16 protein-coding genes, 1 pseudogene and 1 riboswitch are annotated in these 18,341 nt (G+C 33.6%); of the genes and pseudogenes, 4 read left to right on the forward strand and 13 right to left on the reverse strand.

Annotated features, from left to right (window positions below; genetic code table 11):
* Positions 1-34 precede the first annotated feature (34 nt).
* From ptsP to auxA, 5 genes are all read right to left on the reverse strand, one after another.
* Positions 35-1,750, reverse strand: coding sequence for a phosphoenolpyruvate--protein phosphotransferase (ptsP, locus tag ACW5YJ_RS10780; protein WP_017724135.1), 1,716 nt, complete (start codon positions 1,748-1,750; stop codon positions 35-37).
* 2 nt (positions 1,751-1,752) lie between these two features.
* Positions 1,753-2,019 (reverse strand): phosphocarrier protein HPr, encoded by a 267-nt coding sequence (locus tag ACW5YJ_RS10785; RefSeq protein ID WP_017724134.1) that lies wholly within the window; start codon positions 2,017-2,019, stop codon positions 1,753-1,755.
* A gap of 164 nt (positions 2,020-2,183) precedes the next feature.
* Positions 2,184-2,726, reverse strand: a complete 543-nt coding sequence (locus ACW5YJ_RS10790) for a hypothetical protein (RefSeq protein ID WP_017724133.1) — start codon at positions 2,724-2,726, stop codon at positions 2,184-2,186.
* A 59-nt stretch (positions 2,727-2,785) separates the two neighbouring features.
* The gene (locus tag ACW5YJ_RS10795) at positions 2,786-3,955 is read right to left on the reverse strand and encodes a class I SAM-dependent rRNA methyltransferase (RefSeq protein WP_107552065.1); all 1,170 of its coding nucleotides are present in this window, start codon (positions 3,953-3,955) and stop codon (positions 2,786-2,788) included.
* Positions 3,956-4,269: 314 nt separating this feature from the next.
* Entirely contained in the window at positions 4,270-5,571 is a 1,302-nt protein-coding gene (auxA, locus tag ACW5YJ_RS10800) for a lipoteichoic acid stability factor AuxA (RefSeq protein WP_457338161.1), read from the reverse strand.
* A 242-nt stretch (positions 5,572-5,813) separates the two neighbouring features.
* Here auxA and graF point away from each other — a divergent pair, with 242 nt between their 5' ends.
* The 4 genes from graF to ACW5YJ_RS10820 all read left to right on the forward strand — a co-directional run bounded on the left by graF (position 5,814) and on the right by ACW5YJ_RS10820 (position 9,306).
* Positions 5,814-5,948, forward strand: coding sequence for a glycopeptide resistance-associated protein GraF (graF, locus tag ACW5YJ_RS10805; RefSeq protein WP_017724130.1), 135 nt, complete (start codon positions 5,814-5,816; stop codon positions 5,946-5,948).
* A 379-nt stretch (positions 5,949-6,327) separates the two neighbouring features.
* Positions 6,328-6,429, forward strand: a riboswitch (TPP riboswitch).
* An 80-nt stretch (positions 6,430-6,509) separates the two neighbouring features.
* Entirely contained in the window at positions 6,510-7,085 is a 576-nt protein-coding gene (locus tag ACW5YJ_RS10810; RefSeq protein WP_107551740.1) for an ECF transporter S component, read from the forward strand.
* Between the two features lie 12 nt (positions 7,086-7,097).
* The gene (locus ACW5YJ_RS10815; RefSeq protein WP_457338162.1) at positions 7,098-8,507 is read left to right on the forward strand and encodes an ABC transporter ATP-binding protein; all 1,410 of its coding nucleotides are present in this window, start codon (positions 7,098-7,100) and stop codon (positions 8,505-8,507) included.
* On the forward strand, positions 8,500-9,306 hold the full coding sequence (locus tag ACW5YJ_RS10820) for an energy-coupling factor transporter transmembrane component T family protein (protein WP_017724127.1): 807 nt from the start codon (positions 8,500-8,502) through the stop codon (positions 9,304-9,306). The genes ACW5YJ_RS10815 and ACW5YJ_RS10820 overlap by 8 nt, the downstream gene beginning before the upstream one ends.
* 109 nt (positions 9,307-9,415) lie before the next feature.
* Here ACW5YJ_RS10820 and purD read toward each other — a convergent pair whose 3' ends face one another.
* The 8 genes and pseudogenes from purD to purS all read right to left on the reverse strand — a co-directional run bounded on the left by purD (position 9,416) and on the right by purS (position 18,339).
* Positions 9,416-10,654, reverse strand: a complete 1,239-nt coding sequence (gene purD, locus ACW5YJ_RS10825) for a phosphoribosylamine--glycine ligase (RefSeq protein ID WP_017724126.1) — start codon at positions 10,652-10,654, stop codon at positions 9,416-9,418.
* 20 nt (positions 10,655-10,674) lie between these two features.
* Positions 10,675-12,153, reverse strand: a complete 1,479-nt coding sequence (purH, locus tag ACW5YJ_RS10830) for a bifunctional phosphoribosylaminoimidazolecarboxamide formyltransferase/IMP cyclohydrolase (RefSeq protein ID WP_457338163.1) — start codon at positions 12,151-12,153, stop codon at positions 10,675-10,677.
* A 15-nt stretch (positions 12,154-12,168) separates the two neighbouring features.
* The gene (gene purN / locus ACW5YJ_RS10835; RefSeq protein ID WP_107551743.1) at positions 12,169-12,735 is read right to left on the reverse strand and encodes a phosphoribosylglycinamide formyltransferase; all 567 of its coding nucleotides are present in this window, start codon (positions 12,733-12,735) and stop codon (positions 12,169-12,171) included.
* 9 nt (positions 12,736-12,744) lie between these two features.
* A pseudogene (gene purM / locus ACW5YJ_RS10840) lies at positions 12,745-13,767 on the reverse strand (phosphoribosylformylglycinamidine cyclo-ligase); the annotation flags it as partial.
* Positions 13,760-15,247 (reverse strand): amidophosphoribosyltransferase, encoded by a 1,488-nt coding sequence (gene purF, locus ACW5YJ_RS10845; RefSeq protein ID WP_017724122.1) that lies wholly within the window; start codon positions 15,245-15,247, stop codon positions 13,760-13,762. The pseudogene purM and the gene purF, both read right to left, overlap by 8 nt.
* Positions 15,226-17,415 (reverse strand): phosphoribosylformylglycinamidine synthase subunit PurL, encoded by a 2,190-nt coding sequence (gene purL, locus ACW5YJ_RS10850; protein WP_457338164.1) that lies wholly within the window; start codon positions 17,413-17,415, stop codon positions 15,226-15,228. The genes purF and purL overlap by 22 nt, the downstream gene beginning before the upstream one ends.
* Positions 17,408-18,079, reverse strand: a complete 672-nt coding sequence (gene purQ / locus ACW5YJ_RS10855; protein ID WP_017724120.1) for a phosphoribosylformylglycinamidine synthase I — start codon at positions 18,077-18,079, stop codon at positions 17,408-17,410. Before purQ ends, purL begins: the two co-directional genes overlap by 8 nt.
* Entirely contained in the window at positions 18,079-18,339 is a 261-nt protein-coding gene (gene purS / locus ACW5YJ_RS10860; RefSeq protein ID WP_171916775.1) for a phosphoribosylformylglycinamidine synthase subunit PurS, read from the reverse strand. The genes purQ and purS overlap by 1 nt, the downstream gene beginning before the upstream one ends.
* Positions 18,340-18,341 lie beyond the last annotated feature (2 nt).

An 18,341-nucleotide genomic window follows, 5' to 3' on the forward strand; every position in this document is an offset into this window, starting at 1 on the left:
TATATGCATTCGCTTACAAAATTATTCAAAAATTTTATTTCGCGTATTGTTCGACCAATTCTTGTACTTCTTCTGAAGTCGCACAATTAATTGCTCTATTCGCTAGTTCTTCCATTTCATTTTGACTTAAACCTTTGATTTGTCGACGTGCCTTCAATATAGATGTTGCACTCATTGAAAACTCATCTAAACCTAGACCTAGTAACAATGGAATAGCAGTTTCGTCTCCAGCCATTTCTCCGCACATACCAGTCCATTTACCTTCATTATGTGAAGCTTCAATCACTTGTTTCACTAAACGTAAAATTGAAGGATTGTATGGTTGATACAAGTAAGAAACACGCTCAGACATACGATCGGCAGCCATTGTATATTGAATCAAGTCATTTGTGCCAATACTAAAGAAATCAACTTCTTTAGCAAATACATCTGCTAGAGCAGCAGTTGATGGTATCTCTACCATAATACCTAATTCAATATCATCAGATACTTCAATGCCTTCGTTTATTAAATTTTCTTTTTCTTCTAATAATAGTGCTTTTGCATCGCGGAACTCTTTGATTGTGGCAACCATTGGGAACATGATATTTAATTTACCGTAAGTAGATGCACGTAATAATGCTCTTAATTGCGGTCTGAAAATATCTGGTTGATCTAAGCATAAACGAATTGCACGATATCCTAAGAACGGATTCATTTCTTCAGGTAAGTTTAAATACGGTAACTCTTTGTCGCCACCAATATCTAAAGTACGTACAACAACACGCTTATCTTCCATTGTTTCCAATACTTTTTTATAAGCCTCAAATTGTTCATCTTCAGTTGGCATTTCATCTCTACCCATATATAAGAACTCAGTACGGTATAATCCAATACCTTCTGCGCCATTTTCGATAACACCTTTTAAGTCATCTGGTGTACCTATATTAGCAGCAAGCTCTACATGCGTCCCATCAGCTGTTGTTGATGGTTCATCACGTAATTGTTGTAACGCTTGCTTATCTTCAAAGAAACGCTCACGTTTATTTTGATACGCTATAACTTCATCTTCAGTTGGGTCAATAATAACTTCACCAGTTAAACCATCAACGATAATCATATCGCCTTGTTTCACTTCTTTAGTAATTGACTTAGTGCCCACGACTGCAGCAATTTCTAATGAACGACTCATAATTGCAGAATGTGATGTTCTACCACCAATATTTGTAACAAACCCTTGTACAAATTCTTTGTTTAACTGAGCAGTATCTGAAGGTGTTAAATCATTTCCGATTATAACAACGCTTTCATCAATCATACTAGGATTTGGTAATTCTACACCTAAGATGTGTGCTAACACACGTTTTGAAACGTCTCTAATATCAGCAGCACGCTCTTTCATGTATTCATTATCCATTGATTCGAATATTGTGATAAATTGTCCAGTTACATCAGATAATGCAGTTGGTGCGTTAACTTGTTCGTTTTTAATTTTTTCTTCAATCGGTTGAATTAATTCAGGATCATCTAAAACTAATAAATGTGCATCAAAAATCGCTGCCTTATCGGCACCTAAATTCTCTTCTGCATTATTTCTAATCTTAGTTAATTCAACTTTAGATGTTTCGATAGCATGGTTAAACTTTGCAATTTCAGCGTCGACATCTGTTACCTTTTCACTATCAAATGAAAGGTCAGGTTCAACTAATAAATATGCTTTAGCAATAGCTACACCATCAGATGCAGCTATGCCATTAATATAATTAGACATAATTATTTAGTTAATCCTTCTTTAGATAAGATATCTGTTATCGCTTCAATTGCGTCAGTTTCATCGCTACCATCAGCGTAGATAGTGATTTCAGCATCTTTACCTACACCTAAACTCATAACACCCATGATTGATTTCAAGTTAACTTTTTTACCGTTATATTCTAATTGAATATCTGAGTCGAATTTTGAAGCAGTTTGAACAAGCATTGTCGCTGGACGAGCGTGGATACCTGTTTCGTCAATAATTACATATGATTTTTGTTCCATAATATGATATCTCCTTCGTATAGTTAGAATCGTTAGTTTATTATAAAACCTAGCATAGTTTTATATAATAACATTACCAAATTATACATATAAATTCAATTCGTTGCACCCATGATATGACAATATTCAACGAATTTTAACCATTTTGTGAAAACGCTATAGTTTTAAACTAGTGTTTTTACAACTTTTTCACATTTTTGTATATGTTCTTCCCCTATTTTCTTCATGAAGTAATAACTTATTGAAGCAGAGATTGCTTGACCAAGAATCGGAAACCATTTAGTTTGTTTTGCCGCTACTCGTTTAGCTACATCTCGAACAACCACTTTCAATATTGCATTGGATACTTTTTTACCTATAAATTGGCTTCCTTGGATTGCAGCCGCTGCAAAGACACGTTCTTTCATATCGTCTCCCATATTATTAACCTGTTTATGGTCAAGACCATATATCTTGTTAACATCTTCAATAATATCTCTCATAAGCTTAATATCTACACCGAAGTCTAAACCTGGAATCGGCACAATACTTACACTTGAAGATAAAACCGATTTTTTTCTAACAAGTGCTTGTGCTCTTTCACGACGTTCCTCAATCTCAATATTTGTTGTAGGTATATTACTTTTTTGTTTAATATCTTCAATTTTCAGTACTTTATTACCTACTTTATTTGTTAATTTATTCGTTATTTTATTTTTAAAGCTCATCTCGTTCACTCCTTAAGTAAATTCATTCACATTAAAAATAATACCCTTTTTTCATAGTTTTACTTTATTTTTACAAAAATAGCTTTTAGATATTTAGAAGGTTTGTAATGAGGATGTGTTTTAAAGTCTTTAGGCAAGCCCATTACATCAACAATTTCGTAATCTACATTTTCCGCTTCTAATGTTGAATTTACTACATTTTTAAATGCTTTTAATGAAAATGCGCTATTATTTGTACACAATAGTAGTGTACCATCAGGTCCAAGTATATCTAGAGCACCTAAAATTAATTTATCGTAATCTTTTTGTACAGAAAACGTTTTTTTCTTATTTCTAGAAAAACTTGGCGGATCTATAACAATCGTGTCATAAAATAAATCATGACGACGTGCATAATTATAAAAATCAAATGTATCCATTACATAAATATATTGCGATTTAGGGTCAATACTATTTAACCCAAAATTCTCTTCTGTTAAAGGACGAGAACGGTTTGCTAAATCTACGCTTGTTGTCATTTCAGCCTTTTCTGCTGCAACTACTGAAAATGCACCTGTATAACTAAAAACATTTAACACTTCTTTATCTTCCGCGTATTGATCTTTTAATTTTTTACGTACTTCTTTCTGATCTAGAAAGATACCAGTCATTGGTCCATCATCTAAGTGCACATTGTAGAAAGTATAGTTTTCTTCAATTACTATCGGGAAATCTGGTGCGTCACCATCAACAAAACCACCTTTAATTTCTGCATCTTTGAAACGCATTTTCTCGTATATTGAAGTATAAGGAAATATAGCTTTTAAGGCTGATAGTATATTATAACGGAATTTATAAATCCCTTTTGAATACCATTGAATTAAGAAATGACCATCGTAGTTGTCTATTGTCAGACCTCCAACACCATCACCTTCACCATTAAAAACTCTAAAAGCGTTTGTTCCGTCGACATTATAAAAATACGTTCTTTCAGATTTTGCTGTTTCAAATAATCTCTCAAAAAATTGCGTGTTAATCACTTCATTTTTATCGTAACTTAAAACCCAGCCAATTCCTTTATGTTGCTTACCGACATATGCAGTAGCAATATATTGTTCCTGGTTATTGACTAAATAAAATAAATCTCCTTCTTTTAAATGATCATGTGAGTAAATATCATCTTCATCTATAAGTGGATATTCATTTAAATACTTTGTTTCTTTACCTCTATTTAATGTGGCAGTTTTCATAAAATTATGTCAGCCTTTCTGCTTTTTATATTTATAATTTTTCTTCGCTTACTTATTCTATCATCTCAACCCTATCGTAACATCAATTATCTTTAAATCACTACATTATTGTTAGTAAAAATTAAAGGCCGAGACAACAAATATATGTCTCAGCCTTTAAAAATATTATTGGTAAAACCTGACTAAAATGAAAAAGTGCACTTATCATAAACTTTATTCTTCGATAGTCAACTTTAACGGTGTCAGTCGATATAACCTTATTTATTCATTAAGATCTAATCCTACTCTTTATCCACTTCAATATTGTTAGTACGTTAATATTTACTTGGTTCACGCAATTTCATTACAAAGGCTACTACAATAGCAATTAACATAATTAGTAATATTGGTGTTATGAAAATTGAAAGTAATAAGCCATGTACCATAATATTCACGAATTCAGTAAGTAATTTGAAGAATAATAGACTGACCATAAATAATTGTAAATAGTAAAATCTATCTTTTAAGAAATTCGTTAATGTCGTTAATATATAAATAATGATAATAAACATTAAGATTAGCAATGTTATCCACTCAATTACATATTGCGTTTGAGAAATCTCCCAATTGCCAGAAACGAACAATGAATTTCTATTGTTAAATTCAATTAAAGTGAAAAATAATAGCACTGCGCCACAAAACAATTCTACATATGCTGATTTTACCCATTTTGGTATTTTCATCCAATTAGGAATATCATCCTCTTGAATATCTATTTTATCTTTCCACTTTGTAATGAATTTATCCTTTTTATCTCTTACTTTTTGAATATCTACACTTCTACGTGTTTTTCTAGTAAATTCTGTTGTTTTATCTTGTAAGTTTTTCCAAGTTTCTTTCGTTTGATTCGTTACTGTGCCTTTACTTGTTCTTGATAATTCTGGTTCTTCTTCACCAAGTTCTTGCTTAGTTAATGGAAGAGATCTTCTTAAGAATAAGAAGTTCCAAATTGACATTTGACCTAATAACCACATAATTATGAAAAATGTGTTCACACTTAAAATATCAATCGGTATAATTTTATCACTATCAATTCTTCCGTATAGCACAATTTGCGTAATTAAATAACTAAAACCATAACTGAAAATAATCCAAAGATAATGGTATTTTCTATGCTCCGTATTTAACTCGTCCTTATAAACGATGTAACCAATGTGAATTGCAAATGGTATTACGAAAATAATAGCAAAAAAGCTATAAACTTGAGTCATTAATATTAACGTGATAATAAAGAATAATATACCAATAACTAAAAAGAATATTGAAATATCATAGTCGTATCTTGTTGTTCTAAATAGAGTAAAACCAAGCAAAACAACACCAATACCAAATAAAATGATTATAATGGCACTAAATACTGGGAAATTACCTATATAATTGCTTATCACTCTAATTATTTCACCAAAAAATGCGTTTATAAAATCCCATACATTATGAATATGTAAGTCAATTTTACCCTTGTTATTTAATTTATCAATTAAAGGTAAATTGATTAAAATGATGAGACCTGTGAAAAGCGAAACGATGCCTATAATATAACTATATAATATCTCAGCGTGTTTCTTCAAAAAAGACATACCATTCACCTCAAAAGTTATTATATATTAACAATTAGTTCTTGTCTTTAACAATTTAATAAATACGTCCATAGTATGATATAAATCGATGTATAGTCAACTTTCCACTTATATCATTCAATTAAACAATAAATTGATTATAACTAAGACTAAAATCTAAATCACTAGTTTTGTTTGATTTTTTTAAGTTGTGGTATATATACTTTATAGAAGTCATATACTTTAAAAGGAGTGTTTAATCTATGAGTAAAGAAGAATTAAACAAAAAAGCCGCAGAACAAGCAAAAGAAGCAGAAGATAAATTAAAAGATAAGAAAGAAACTGCTGAAGATAGTACAGAAGAAACTAAAAAGAATGTTCAAGATTCATTAGACTAAATTTTTCAATAATATAGGTTTCACATGCTTTAAAATATAAAAGTAAATCCGACAAGTGAGGCTGGGTCATAATAAATGTCCCAGCCTCACCTTTATTGTAATTTTTCAACGCCATTGCATTAGATATGTATTATATGTGTGAAGACAATATCTTCAGACGTAAATACCATATGTATTGGGATTTAATACGATTAAGATGGATGGTTGATATAAATAAAATAGCTCACTACCTTTTTATATGAGCAATTTTTAATTTGATTAAAGCGAAATAATTATTAACTTATATAGAAGTAAAGTACATATGTTATATATTAAATTTAATAGGCAGCCTTGACATTATGCCTTAAAAGTCATACATTATAGTTAAATTTAAATTAATCATTCGCACTAGGGGTGTTTTGTGACTGAGATGAGGTATACCCTCAAACCCTTTGAACCTGATCTAGATGAAACTAGCGTAGGAAAGTGTACTAATCACCTATTTTTCAGGTATTTGTATGCCTATATTTTAACGCGCAACTTTCTAGAAGGTTGTGCGTTTTTATATTAGGAGGATTTTTTATGTCAAAAGGATTAAAGCTTTCAGAAATTCTAGTGACTGTGCTAATTGCTGTTGTTTTTGCAATTATTTACAACATTTGGAATTTTGTGTATAAAGCGTTACAAGTTACAGGGTTACATTTTGAAGAATTAACATATGGCGCTTGGTTCATGGCTGCTATCGTCGCATACCTTATTATTCCTAAAGCTGGCATTGCAATATTAGCCGAATTTGCTGCTGGTGCCGGAGAAACTATTGTCATGGGTCGTTTTGATATTGCAACTATGGTCTATGCCTTATTACAAGGTTTAGCATGTGAAATTATATTTGCTATTTTCAGATATAAATCTCGTTCAGCAATGGTAGCAATGCTCGCTGGTCTCTTAGCCTCTATTTCAACATTGCCTTTAGACTTTGCTTATGGTTATTTAGGTGAAGTTGTAGGTTGGAATCTATCGTTATATATCGGATTCAGACTTATAAGCGGCGTCGTCGTTGCCGGCCTAATTTCCTACTATATAGTAAAAGCATTGGATCAAACGGGAGTAACCAAATTGTTCAGACCTGCCACAAAAAGTGACTATGATAATTTATAAGGAGCAATCACGTTGATAGCTACAAAAAATTTACGATTAAAATATCCAAACGGTAAGAAAAAGATATTTGATCATTTAACACTCCAAATCAAAGAAAACGAAAAAGTATTATTACTAGGACCATCAGGTTCTGGCAAAAGCACTTTATTAAATGTATTAAGTGGCATTGTACCAAATCTTATTGATTTACCTATTAAATATGACGAATTAATTATCGATGATTCCAGTAGTGTTATATTTCAAGATCCAGATAGTCAATTTTGTATGCCTAAAGTTGACGAAGAATTAGCATTTGTTTTAGAAAACCAACAAATCCCTCGTCACGAAATGGATAAACGTATAGATAATGCATTAAAAGCCGTAGATTTAAAAGTTGATAAAAACCAATACATTAATCAGCTAAGTGGCGGTATGAAACAAAAATTAGCAATTGCCGAAACGATATTACAACAGTCGAAAACCTTGTTTTTAGATGAACCTACTGCAATGTTGGATGTTGAATCGACTGCAGAATTATGGGGAAAAATTAAAGCTCTTTGGCAAGATAAAACAGTAATCATTGTCGAACATAAAGTGAATCATATATGGCAACATATGGATCGTGTCATCTTATTAAATTATGAGGGTGACATTATCGCTGACAATACGCCCGATGAAATTTTGAATGAACATGAAGATTTGTTAACAGAATATGGCGTTTGGCACCCTAATGCATGGCAATATGCTCCATCAACTATGCATTTCAATAGCAGTAGCTCAAAGTTAAACCTTGAATTTGATAACGTAACCATAAAACGTGGTAAACGTAATCTTATTAATATACCTCAATTAAGTGTAGGGACTGGAGAATGGATTACAATTACAGGCGCAAATGGCTCTGGAAAAACATCACTACTCGAATCAATGATGCAATTAATTAAATATGAAGGACGTATGTTAGTGAATAATCGTTCTTTCAATAAAATTAAAGTAGCTGCTAAATATATGTATTTAGTTTATCAAAATCCGGAGTTACAATTCATAACTTCTTCCGTTTATGATGAAGTTCATATTCAATATAAAAATAAATTTAATTCTAAACAAGAAGCTGCTGCTCAGACTGAATCAATGTTGGGTACACTTAATTTGCTATCCGTAAAATCTCAACATCCTTATGAACTTTCAATAGGTCAAAAGAGACGCTTAAGTGTTGCAATTGCACTAAGTTCATCATCTGAATTCATATTACTTGATGAACCTACATTTGGTCTCGATAGCCATAATACATTTAATTTAATAAAATTATTTCAACAACGTGTAGCTAGTGGTCAGACTATTATTATGGTGACACATGACTCAGAAATCATATCTCGTTACCCAACTCGAAGACTCCATTTATCACATCACGTCATAGAAGAAATGGTTGGTGATGATTATGTTTGATCTTTGGAAGAAACATTATACATTTGTAGATGATGTAAATATAATTACTAAGTTAGCAATCGCTGTTATTTTATTTTTCTTTGTTATACTTGTTCATCAATTTGATTTCATGCTCTACATTACATGTTTAATGCTTTTATTTTTATTAGCTTTTAATGGTTTGCAATTAAAAATCACCTTAACTTTTGTTATTTTAACGATGGTATTCAGTGTCATATCTGCGTTGTTTATGATTTTTTATGGCGATGGTACGCACACACTATTCCAATTTGGTTTTGTCCATATTACTTCAGAGAGTTTATATCGTGGCTTACATTTAGCCATGCGTACAACTACCATTTCATTTTTCGGAATTTTAATTGCTTTCACTTCTCAGATTGTTTTAGTTTTTTACAGTTTAATGCAACACTTAAAAGTAAAACCTAAAGTGGCTTATGCATTTATGGCAGCAATTCGTATGGTTCCATTGATGTTCATTTCACTAATACAACTTAGAAAATCATTAAAAATGCGTTATCAGTTAATTAACGCACAAAATTATCGTGGTTTAAAAAAATTAAAACATTTATTAATACCTTTATTAAGCCAAAACATTCGTAAAGCACATCAGCTTTCTGTAGCAATGGAAAAAAATGGATTTAAAGATGGTCCAAGAACGTATTATTATTATGCACCTTTCTCGTATAAAGATTTTCTATTAATTTTAATAATAGGTATCATTTTATTGAGTGCTTATTTATTAGCTCAATATATTCCTATTACCGGTATTGAAGATATACGTGTAACAAATATTTATTAAAAAGATTAACCAACTTTTTAAGTAGACATATTATCCAAAAAGAAAAGCGATTGGACAAAACTTAAACCACTTTGTCCAATCGCTTTTTAACTTTATGATAAATTTTCAACTATTTTATCGCTTTATTACTAATATCTTTACGATAGAAAAGCCCATCGCTCTCTACTTTATCGACCGCTTTATATGCATTAAATTTAGCTTCAGCAATATCTTCACCTTCGCCTAATGCTAATATGACACGACCGCCCGAAGTAACATACATATCATTTTCTTTCTTCAAACCACTGATAAAGTAATCGCCATTTAAATTAAAACCTGTTACTTGATGTCCTTTTTCATATTGTCCTGGATAACCTTTTGAAGCTAACATAACTCCTACAACCGCATTATCTTTCCATTCGAAATTGATAGGTGCTTTTGCTTCTAAATCAATTATATGTTGCATCAAGTCACTCTCCATACGTGTGAGTAGCACTTGTGCTTCAGGGTCACCAAAACGAGCATTAAATTCTATTACTTTTGGACCGTCTGTTGTAATAATTGCTCCTATATAAAGTACACCAAAGAATGAGTACCCTTCTTTGACCATAGCTTGGGCAATTGGCTGAGCAATTTCGTCATTAGTACGTTTCAAGATTGATTCATCAATATGAGGTACTGGGCAATAAGCGCCCATTCCACCTGTATTTGGTCCTTTATCATTATCATATGCGCGTTTATGATCTTGCGCAATACAATCAAATGGTACTGCATAGTCACCATTAACCATAGTCATAAGTGAAAATTCTTCGCCTTCAAGGAATTGTTCAAATACAACAACACCATCTTCCTCATGATATAAAGTTTCTACACCGGCTTGTGCTTCTTCATAATTATTTGCAATAATAACACCTTTACCAGCAGCCAACCCATCTTTCTTTAATACAACAGGATATTCACAAGATGCAATATATTGTAAGGCACTCTGTTTATTAGTAATTTCTTTGTATTCTGCCGTTGGTATTTTATATTTTTCCATTAATTGCTTTGCAAATAGTTTTGAACCTTCTATTTGCGCAGCAGCTTGATTTGGGCCAAATACTTTAACATCTGCTGCTTGTAATTTATCTGTTAAACCTTCTGTAAGTGGTTGTTCTGGCCCAATAATTGTCCACGCTATTTCATGTTGTCGCGCAAATGCTACTATTTTTTCATGATCAGTTTCAGCTATTTCCGTATGGATTATTGCTACGTCTGACATTGCATCATTACCTGGAATAGCATGTATTTCATTAACGAGAGGTGATTGACTTAACTTATGTGCTAAAACATGTTCTCTACCACCTGCACCAATTACAAGTACTTTCATATAATATATGGCCTCCATTATTAATGTTTAAAGTGTCTAACGCCTGTAGTTACCATAGCAATACCATGTTTGTTTGCCATATAAATAGATGCTTGATCCTTAATTGATCCACCTGGTTGAATAATCGCTTTAATTCCTGACTTGGCAGCTAGCTCGACAGTATCATCCATTGGGAAGAACCCGTCGGAAACCATTACTACATCATCATTAATTTCAATTGCACGATCAATAGCGATTTGTGCTGAACCAACACGGTTCATTTGACCTGCGCCAATGCCCACAGTCTGTTTGGCATTACTTAATATTATTGCATTACTTTTAACTGAAGCAACTACTTTCCAACCTAGTAACATCGCATCCCATTGTGCTTCTGTAGGTTCAACGTCAGTTACAACATTCATTTCTTCACGTTTCAAAGCTACATTGTCTTTATCTTGAACTAAGTAACCGCCGGAAACTGATACAACTTCTTGTTCGCTATTATCAATAGTCATATCAATTTCTAATAATCTAATATTTTTCTTTTGACTTAAAACATCCAAAGCTTCTTGTGTAAATTTTGGTGCAATAACAACTTCTAGAAAAATACCATGTAATGTTTCAGCTAATGATTTTTCAACTGTTCTATTTAAAGCAACAATACCACCAAAGATAGATTGGCTATCAGCTTCAAAGGCATACTGATAAGCTTCATCAATTGAATCAGCAACACCAACACCACAAGGATTCATATGTTTTACAGCAACTGCTGCTGGTCGTTCAAACTGTTTAACAAGTGACAAGGCAGCATCAGCATCTTTAATGTTATTATAACTTAATTGTTTACCGTGTAATTGCTTAGCACCAGCTAGTGTATGTGATGCATCCGAAGTACGTACAAAATATGCAGACTGCTGTGGGTTTTCCCCATAGCGTAAACTTTCTTTGTTATCTTTGAAATAATCGACAATCGCAGCATCATATTCATTTGTATGTTCAAATACTTTAATCATTAATGATTTACGATAGGCTTCATCTAATTGCCCTTCTTTTAATCTATTTATGATTTCATTATAATCAGCAGGATGAACTACCGTTATCACGTGTTTAAAGTTTTTAGCTGCTGCACGTAACATTGTAGGGCCACCAATATCAATATTTTCAATTGCGTCACCTTCTGTTACATCTGGGTTAGCAACCGTTTCTTTAAACGGGTAAAGATTCACGACGACCATATCTATTAAATCAATATGTTGTTCTTTTAATTGTTCTAAATGTTCAGGTTTATCACGATCTGCTAAAATACCACCATGTACAGATGGATGTAATGTCTTAACTCTGCCGTCCATAATTTCTTCAAATTGTGTTAAGTCAGAAATAGATTTTACAGGTACACCCGCTTCAGCAATTGCACGCATCGTGCCACCTGTTGAATATAATTCATAACCGTTTTCTATTAGTGATTGCGCAAACGCTACAATCCCTGTTTTATTAGACACACTTAAAATTGCTTTCTTCATTATTACTTGCACCTCTTATTGAATGATTTTTGAAATGACTGCTGGGTATAATTCATGTTCTAATGCTTTTATTCTCTCTTCTAAGTCTGATTTAGTGTCGTCCGGGTATATATCACATGTTCTTTGTTCGATAATTTCTCCTGTATCCATCCCACTATCGACATAATGTACCGTCGTACCCGTTATGTCATCACCACTTGCTAATGCTTGGCCCACCGCATCTTTACCTTTGTATTTGGGTAATAAGGATGGGTGAATATTTAAAATCCTTTTATCATAGGCTCTCAAAATATTTTCGCCAATTAATTTCATATAGCCTGCTAAGACTATCCATTCAACTTTTTCTGAAGTAAGCCACTCTATAATTTTTCGTTCGTAGTCTGCTTTAGAATCAAAGTTTTTCAATTCATTAATATGTACATCTAGATTGTATTTCCTAGCGCGTTCAATACAATATGCACTAACTTGATCTGTATACAATGCTGTCACTTCAATATGAGGAAGATTACCTTGCTCAATTTGTGTCATTATGCTTTCAAAATTACTACCTGACCCTGACGCAAAAATAGCTATTTTGGTCACTTTTATACCCCCCGTTAATTGAATTGGTTCATCGCCTTCAACGATTTCTCCAATTGCATAAGCATTTACATTTTGTTTGTTTAGTATATCTAAAGTTGTTTGTACTTGAGCCTCATCTACTACAATTGTATAACCAATACCCATATTAAATATGTTGTACATTTCTTCGGTTTCAATCTCTCCTTGTTGTTGTAACCAATCAAAAATTGGTAATGTTGGGAATTTAGTTACATCTATTTTAGCAGTGACACCATCGGGTAATGCTCTAGGGATATTTTCATAAAATCCACCACCTGTAATGTGTGTCATAGCATGAATCTTAATTGCTTCTTTAACAGCTAATATTGGACTAACATATAATCTTGTTGGTTCTAAAAACGCTTCTAAATATGTTTGTTCATCATTATAGTTAGCATGTAAATCAATCTTAGATTTTTCGATTAATTTTCTAACTAAGCTATATCCATTTGAATGAATTCCACTAGATTCAAGTCCTATGATAATTTGACCTGGCTTTACTGAAGAACCATCAATATATTCACTCTTTTCAACAGCACCTACAGCAAATCCTGCCAAGTCATATTCACCTTCGTGATACATATCACCCATCTCTGCAGTTTCTCCACCAATTAAAGCAGTATGCGTTTCTTCACAACCGTCACTTACCCCTTTGACAATTTGTTCGATGACTTCTGGAACAACTTTATGTGTTGCAATATAATCTAAGAAATACAGCGGTTCTGCACCTGTAGTTAAAATATCGTTGACGCACATAGCAACGGCATCAATACCAATTGTGTCATGTTTATCGTGATCTATTGCTAATTTCAGTTTTGTACCTACTCCGTCTGTACCTGAAACAAGTAATGGCTCTTTCATGTTTAATTGTGATAGGTCAAATGTTGCCCCAAAACCACCTAAACCACCAAGTACTTCTTTACGCATTGTTCTCTTAACGTGACTAGACATACGATTTACTGCTTCATAACCTGCATTAATATCTACACCGGCTTGTTGATATGCTTTAGACATTTAAATTACCCTCTCTATCAAAGAATTGTTTATGATCTGCAATATATGCTTTTTGGCGGTCGCTTAGATGTGCTATATAATCTTCTTCATAGTCATAAAGTCCTGCTGGATAGTCACCAGTAAAACTTTCTACACATAATCCACTGTATGGTGCATCTACATCAAGTCCAATGGAATCAATCAATCCATCAACTGATAGATAAGCTAAAGAATCTGCGCCAATATGTTCGCTTATTTCTTCTGGCGATTTGTTGGCAGAAATAAGTTCAGCTGTAGTCGAAACGTCGATGCCATAAAAGCTTGGGAACATAAACTCAGGCGACGCGATACGTACATGTACTTCTCTAGCTCCAGCATCTTTCAACATTTGCACGATGCGTCTACTAGTTGTACCTCGGACAATTGAATCATCTACAAGTACGATATTTTTATCTTGTACAATATCCTTAACCGCTGATAATTTTACGCGTACACCTTGTTCACGTAGTTCTTGGGTCGGTTGAATAAATGTTCGTGCAACGTATTGGTTTTTAACTAAGCCCATTTCATAAGGCAATCCGCTTTCTTCTGCGTAACCAGAAGCAGCAGACAATGAAGAGTTCGGCACTCCGATAACCATATCTGCGCTTTTAGCTGGGCTTTCTTTAGCTAGTTGCTTACCAGATTGCTTTCTAACTGCATGTACATTTTTACCAGCAATTGTAGAATCAGGTCTAGCAAAGTAAATATATTCCATCGCAGAAATAGCTGTCGTCGTGTGTCTAGTATATGACTCTACTCTAATACCTTCATCATTAATCACAACATATTCTCCTGCATGAATATCGCGCACAAATTCAGCACCTAAGACATCAATCGCACATGTTTCACTCGCAATCATGTAAGAGCCATTTTTCATTTTACCTACAGCTAATGGTCTAATTGCATTAGGATCAACTGCGCCGTATAATGCATCTTTAGTTAAAATAGCAAAAGTAAATCCACCCTTTATCTTTCTCAAACTTTCTTGGAATGCATCTTCAAAGGTTGGTGCTTTACTTCTTCTAATTAAATGCATGATGACTTCTGTGTCCGATGATGAATGAAAAATAGACCCTTGATGTTCTAATGAACGCTTTAAACTTTGTGCATTTATAAGATTTCCATTATGACAAACTGCAACACTCATATCGTAAAAGTGATATAAAAATGGTTGGATATTTTCAATACCTTTATTACCGGATGTTGCATATCTCACATGACCAATAGCGTGTTGGTATGATTTGAAAGTTTCAAGTTGAATATCCGATATTGCTTCTGTTAACAAACCCAAACCACGTTCACCAATTAACTTTTCACCATTAGAGCACACTATACCAGCACCTTCTTGTCCACGATGTTGTAAACTGTGTAACCCCATGTAAGTTAATTGTGCAGATTCGGGATGATCCCAAATACCAAATACACCACATTCTTCATTTAGTCCGTTGCTGTCATACATTTAGGTATTGCTCCTTCCCATATATCAGTAAGGTTTTGAACATTACGTGTTACTTGAACCTCATTATTAGCTACTTTAAATTGACCGTCATATGTTAATTGACCAATTTCCACAGCATTTTCAATTTCTAACGTTTGTCCTTCTTTTACTGCAACAATATAGCGCCCTTGTGTTTCACTAAACAATTGCGCGTTCGTTACATTTAATTGTACATTTAATCCAAGTTGGTAGTGTGCGCTCATACGTGCTAACGTCAACAATAAGCCACCTTTTCCAACGGTTTGAACATGTGATGCAACACCATTACGAATCACTTGTTTAATAGATTCACCTTTTTGTACTTCATTAGATAAATCAATTGCTTCAAATTCATGATTTACTTTCTTATATAGTAACTTCTCAACTTGGCTACCACCAAAGTCATCTTTTGTGTCACCCACTACATATAAAGTGTCGCCAACGCTTGGTTGGAAATCATTTAAGTAATCGATATCTTCGATTAACCCAACCATGCCTACAACTGGTGTAGGGAAGATAGATGTTTCTCTGGTTTCATTATAAAGTGATACATTACCTGATACGACTGGTGTATTTAATACTTCACACGCTTCTGACATACCTTTCGTTGAATCCGCTAACTGTTGATAAATTTCTTTCTTTTCTGGTGATCCATAGTTTAGACAGTCAGTCATTGCTAAAGGCGTAGCACCTACGGAAATCAAATTACGGTACGCTTCTGCTACAACCATTTTCCCACCTTCATAAGGGTTGTTAAATACATAACGTGCTTCACCGTCGATCGTAGATGCGATTGCTTTATTCGTACCTTCTACTCGAACTACAGATGATTGTAATCCTGGTTTCACAATTGTATTAGCGCCAACTTGTTGATCATATTGTTCATATAAATAACGTTTAGATGCAATAGTTGGATGTTGTAATAGTTCATCAAACACAAACTCTACATCAACTTTGCTATAATCGTTTTTACTCTCATTATAGTTCGGTGCTTCACCTTCTAATACATAAACAGGCGCTTCATCAGATAAAGGTTGCACGGGAATGTCCGCAAACACTTCATCTTCATACGTTAATACAAAGCGATCTGTATCCGTTACTTCACCAATCACAGCACTATCTAATTCATGTTTATCAAATAAGTCTAAGAATTTTTGTTCTGTACCTTTTTCAACAACAAGTAACATACGCTCTTGTGTTTCTGATAACATCATTTCATATGGTGATATACCTTTTTCTCTAGTTGGAACTTGTTCTAAACGTAAATGTAAACCGCTGCCACCTTTTGCAGCCATCTCTGAAGAAGATGAAGTCAACCCTGCAGCTCCCATATCTTGTATACCTACTAGTTCATCAAACGTAATCGCTTCTAATGTTGCCTCCATAAGTTTCTTACCAACAAATGGGTCACCAATTTGTACTGATGGTCGTTTACTTTCACTATCTTCGCTTAGTTCTTCAGAAGCAAATGTAGCGCCATGAATACCATCACGTCCAGTTTTTAATCCTACGTAAATTACTGAATTACCTACACCTTTTGCTGTACCTTTTTGAACCATATCATGATCGATAATACCTACACACATAGCATTTACTAAGGGATTTCCATCGTATCTATCATCAAACTCTATCTCACCGGCAGTAGTTGGAATACCTATACAGTTACCATAACCACCGATACCAGCAACCACACCACGTAATAAACGGCGGTTTTGTTTTTCAGTAAGTTCACCGAAGCGTAGGCTGTTTAATAAATTAATAGGTCTTGCGCCAATAGAAACGATATCTCTAATAATACCGCCGACACCAGTTGCCGCACCTTGATAAGGTTCTACAGCAGATGGATGGTTATGGGATTCTACTTTGAATACAACAGCTTGATTATCACCTATATCCACAACACCGGCACCTTCACCCGGTCCCATTAATACATGCTCACCAGAAGTTGGAAATTGTGTTAAGAATGGCTTAGAGTGCTTATAAGAACAATGCTCGCTCCACATTACAGAGAAGATACCTATTTCTGTAAAATTAGGTTCTTTACCTAAAATTTCGCAAACTTTTTCGTATTCTGTTTCACTTAAACCCATATCTTTATACAATTGCTCTAATTTGATTTCTTCTGCACTTGGTTCAATAAACTTAGACATTTTGTTCCCTCCAACTATTTACCATCGCTTCAAATAACTTCACACCGCTGTCAGTACCTAAAATGGATTCAATTGCGCGTTCTGGGTGTGGCATCATACCACAAACATTTCCCTGTTCATTTACAATACCGGCAATATCATTAAATGAACCATTTGGGTTATCAACATATTTTAAAATGATTTGATTGTTTTGATCTAAAGCTTCGTATGTTTCCGGCGTGCAGTAATAGTGTCCTTCACCATGTGCAACTGGGTATACTACCACTTCATTTTCATCATATAAATTTGTAAATGCTGTTTGATTGTTAACAACTTTTAAAGACTCATTACGACTGACAAACAAGTGCGAATCATTATGTAATAATGCGCCAGGTAATAGTCCTATTTCTGTTAATATCTGAAATCCATTACAAACACCTAATACTGGTTTACCTTCTGAAGCAAACCTTTTCACTTCTTCAGTAATCGGTGCCACACTAGCCATTGCGCCCGAACGTAGATAATCTCCAAATGAAAAACCTCCTGGAATTAACACGCCATCAAAACCATCTAAAGAAGTATTTCGATAATCAACATATTCTGCTTGTACGCCAGACTTTATAGCCGCATTATACATATCTCTATCACAATTGGAGCCTGGAAATTTTAGCACTGCAAATTTCATTATGCTTTCTCTCCTTCTTCCAATACTTTATAGCTATATTCTTCAATTACAGTATTAGCAAATAGTTTTTCACTTAATGTCGTAACCACATTGTGTACTTCAGCATCTGTAGCTTCATCTACTTTCATATATAAAACTTTTCCAACACGGATATCGTTAACTTGTTTATAGCCTAAATCGTGAACTGCACGGTTTAATGCTTGCCCTTGTGTATCTAATACTTGTGGTTGTAATGTGATGTGTAATTCAATTGTTTTCATTT

Source organism: Staphylococcus sp. mip270_02 (assembly GCF_054031535.1).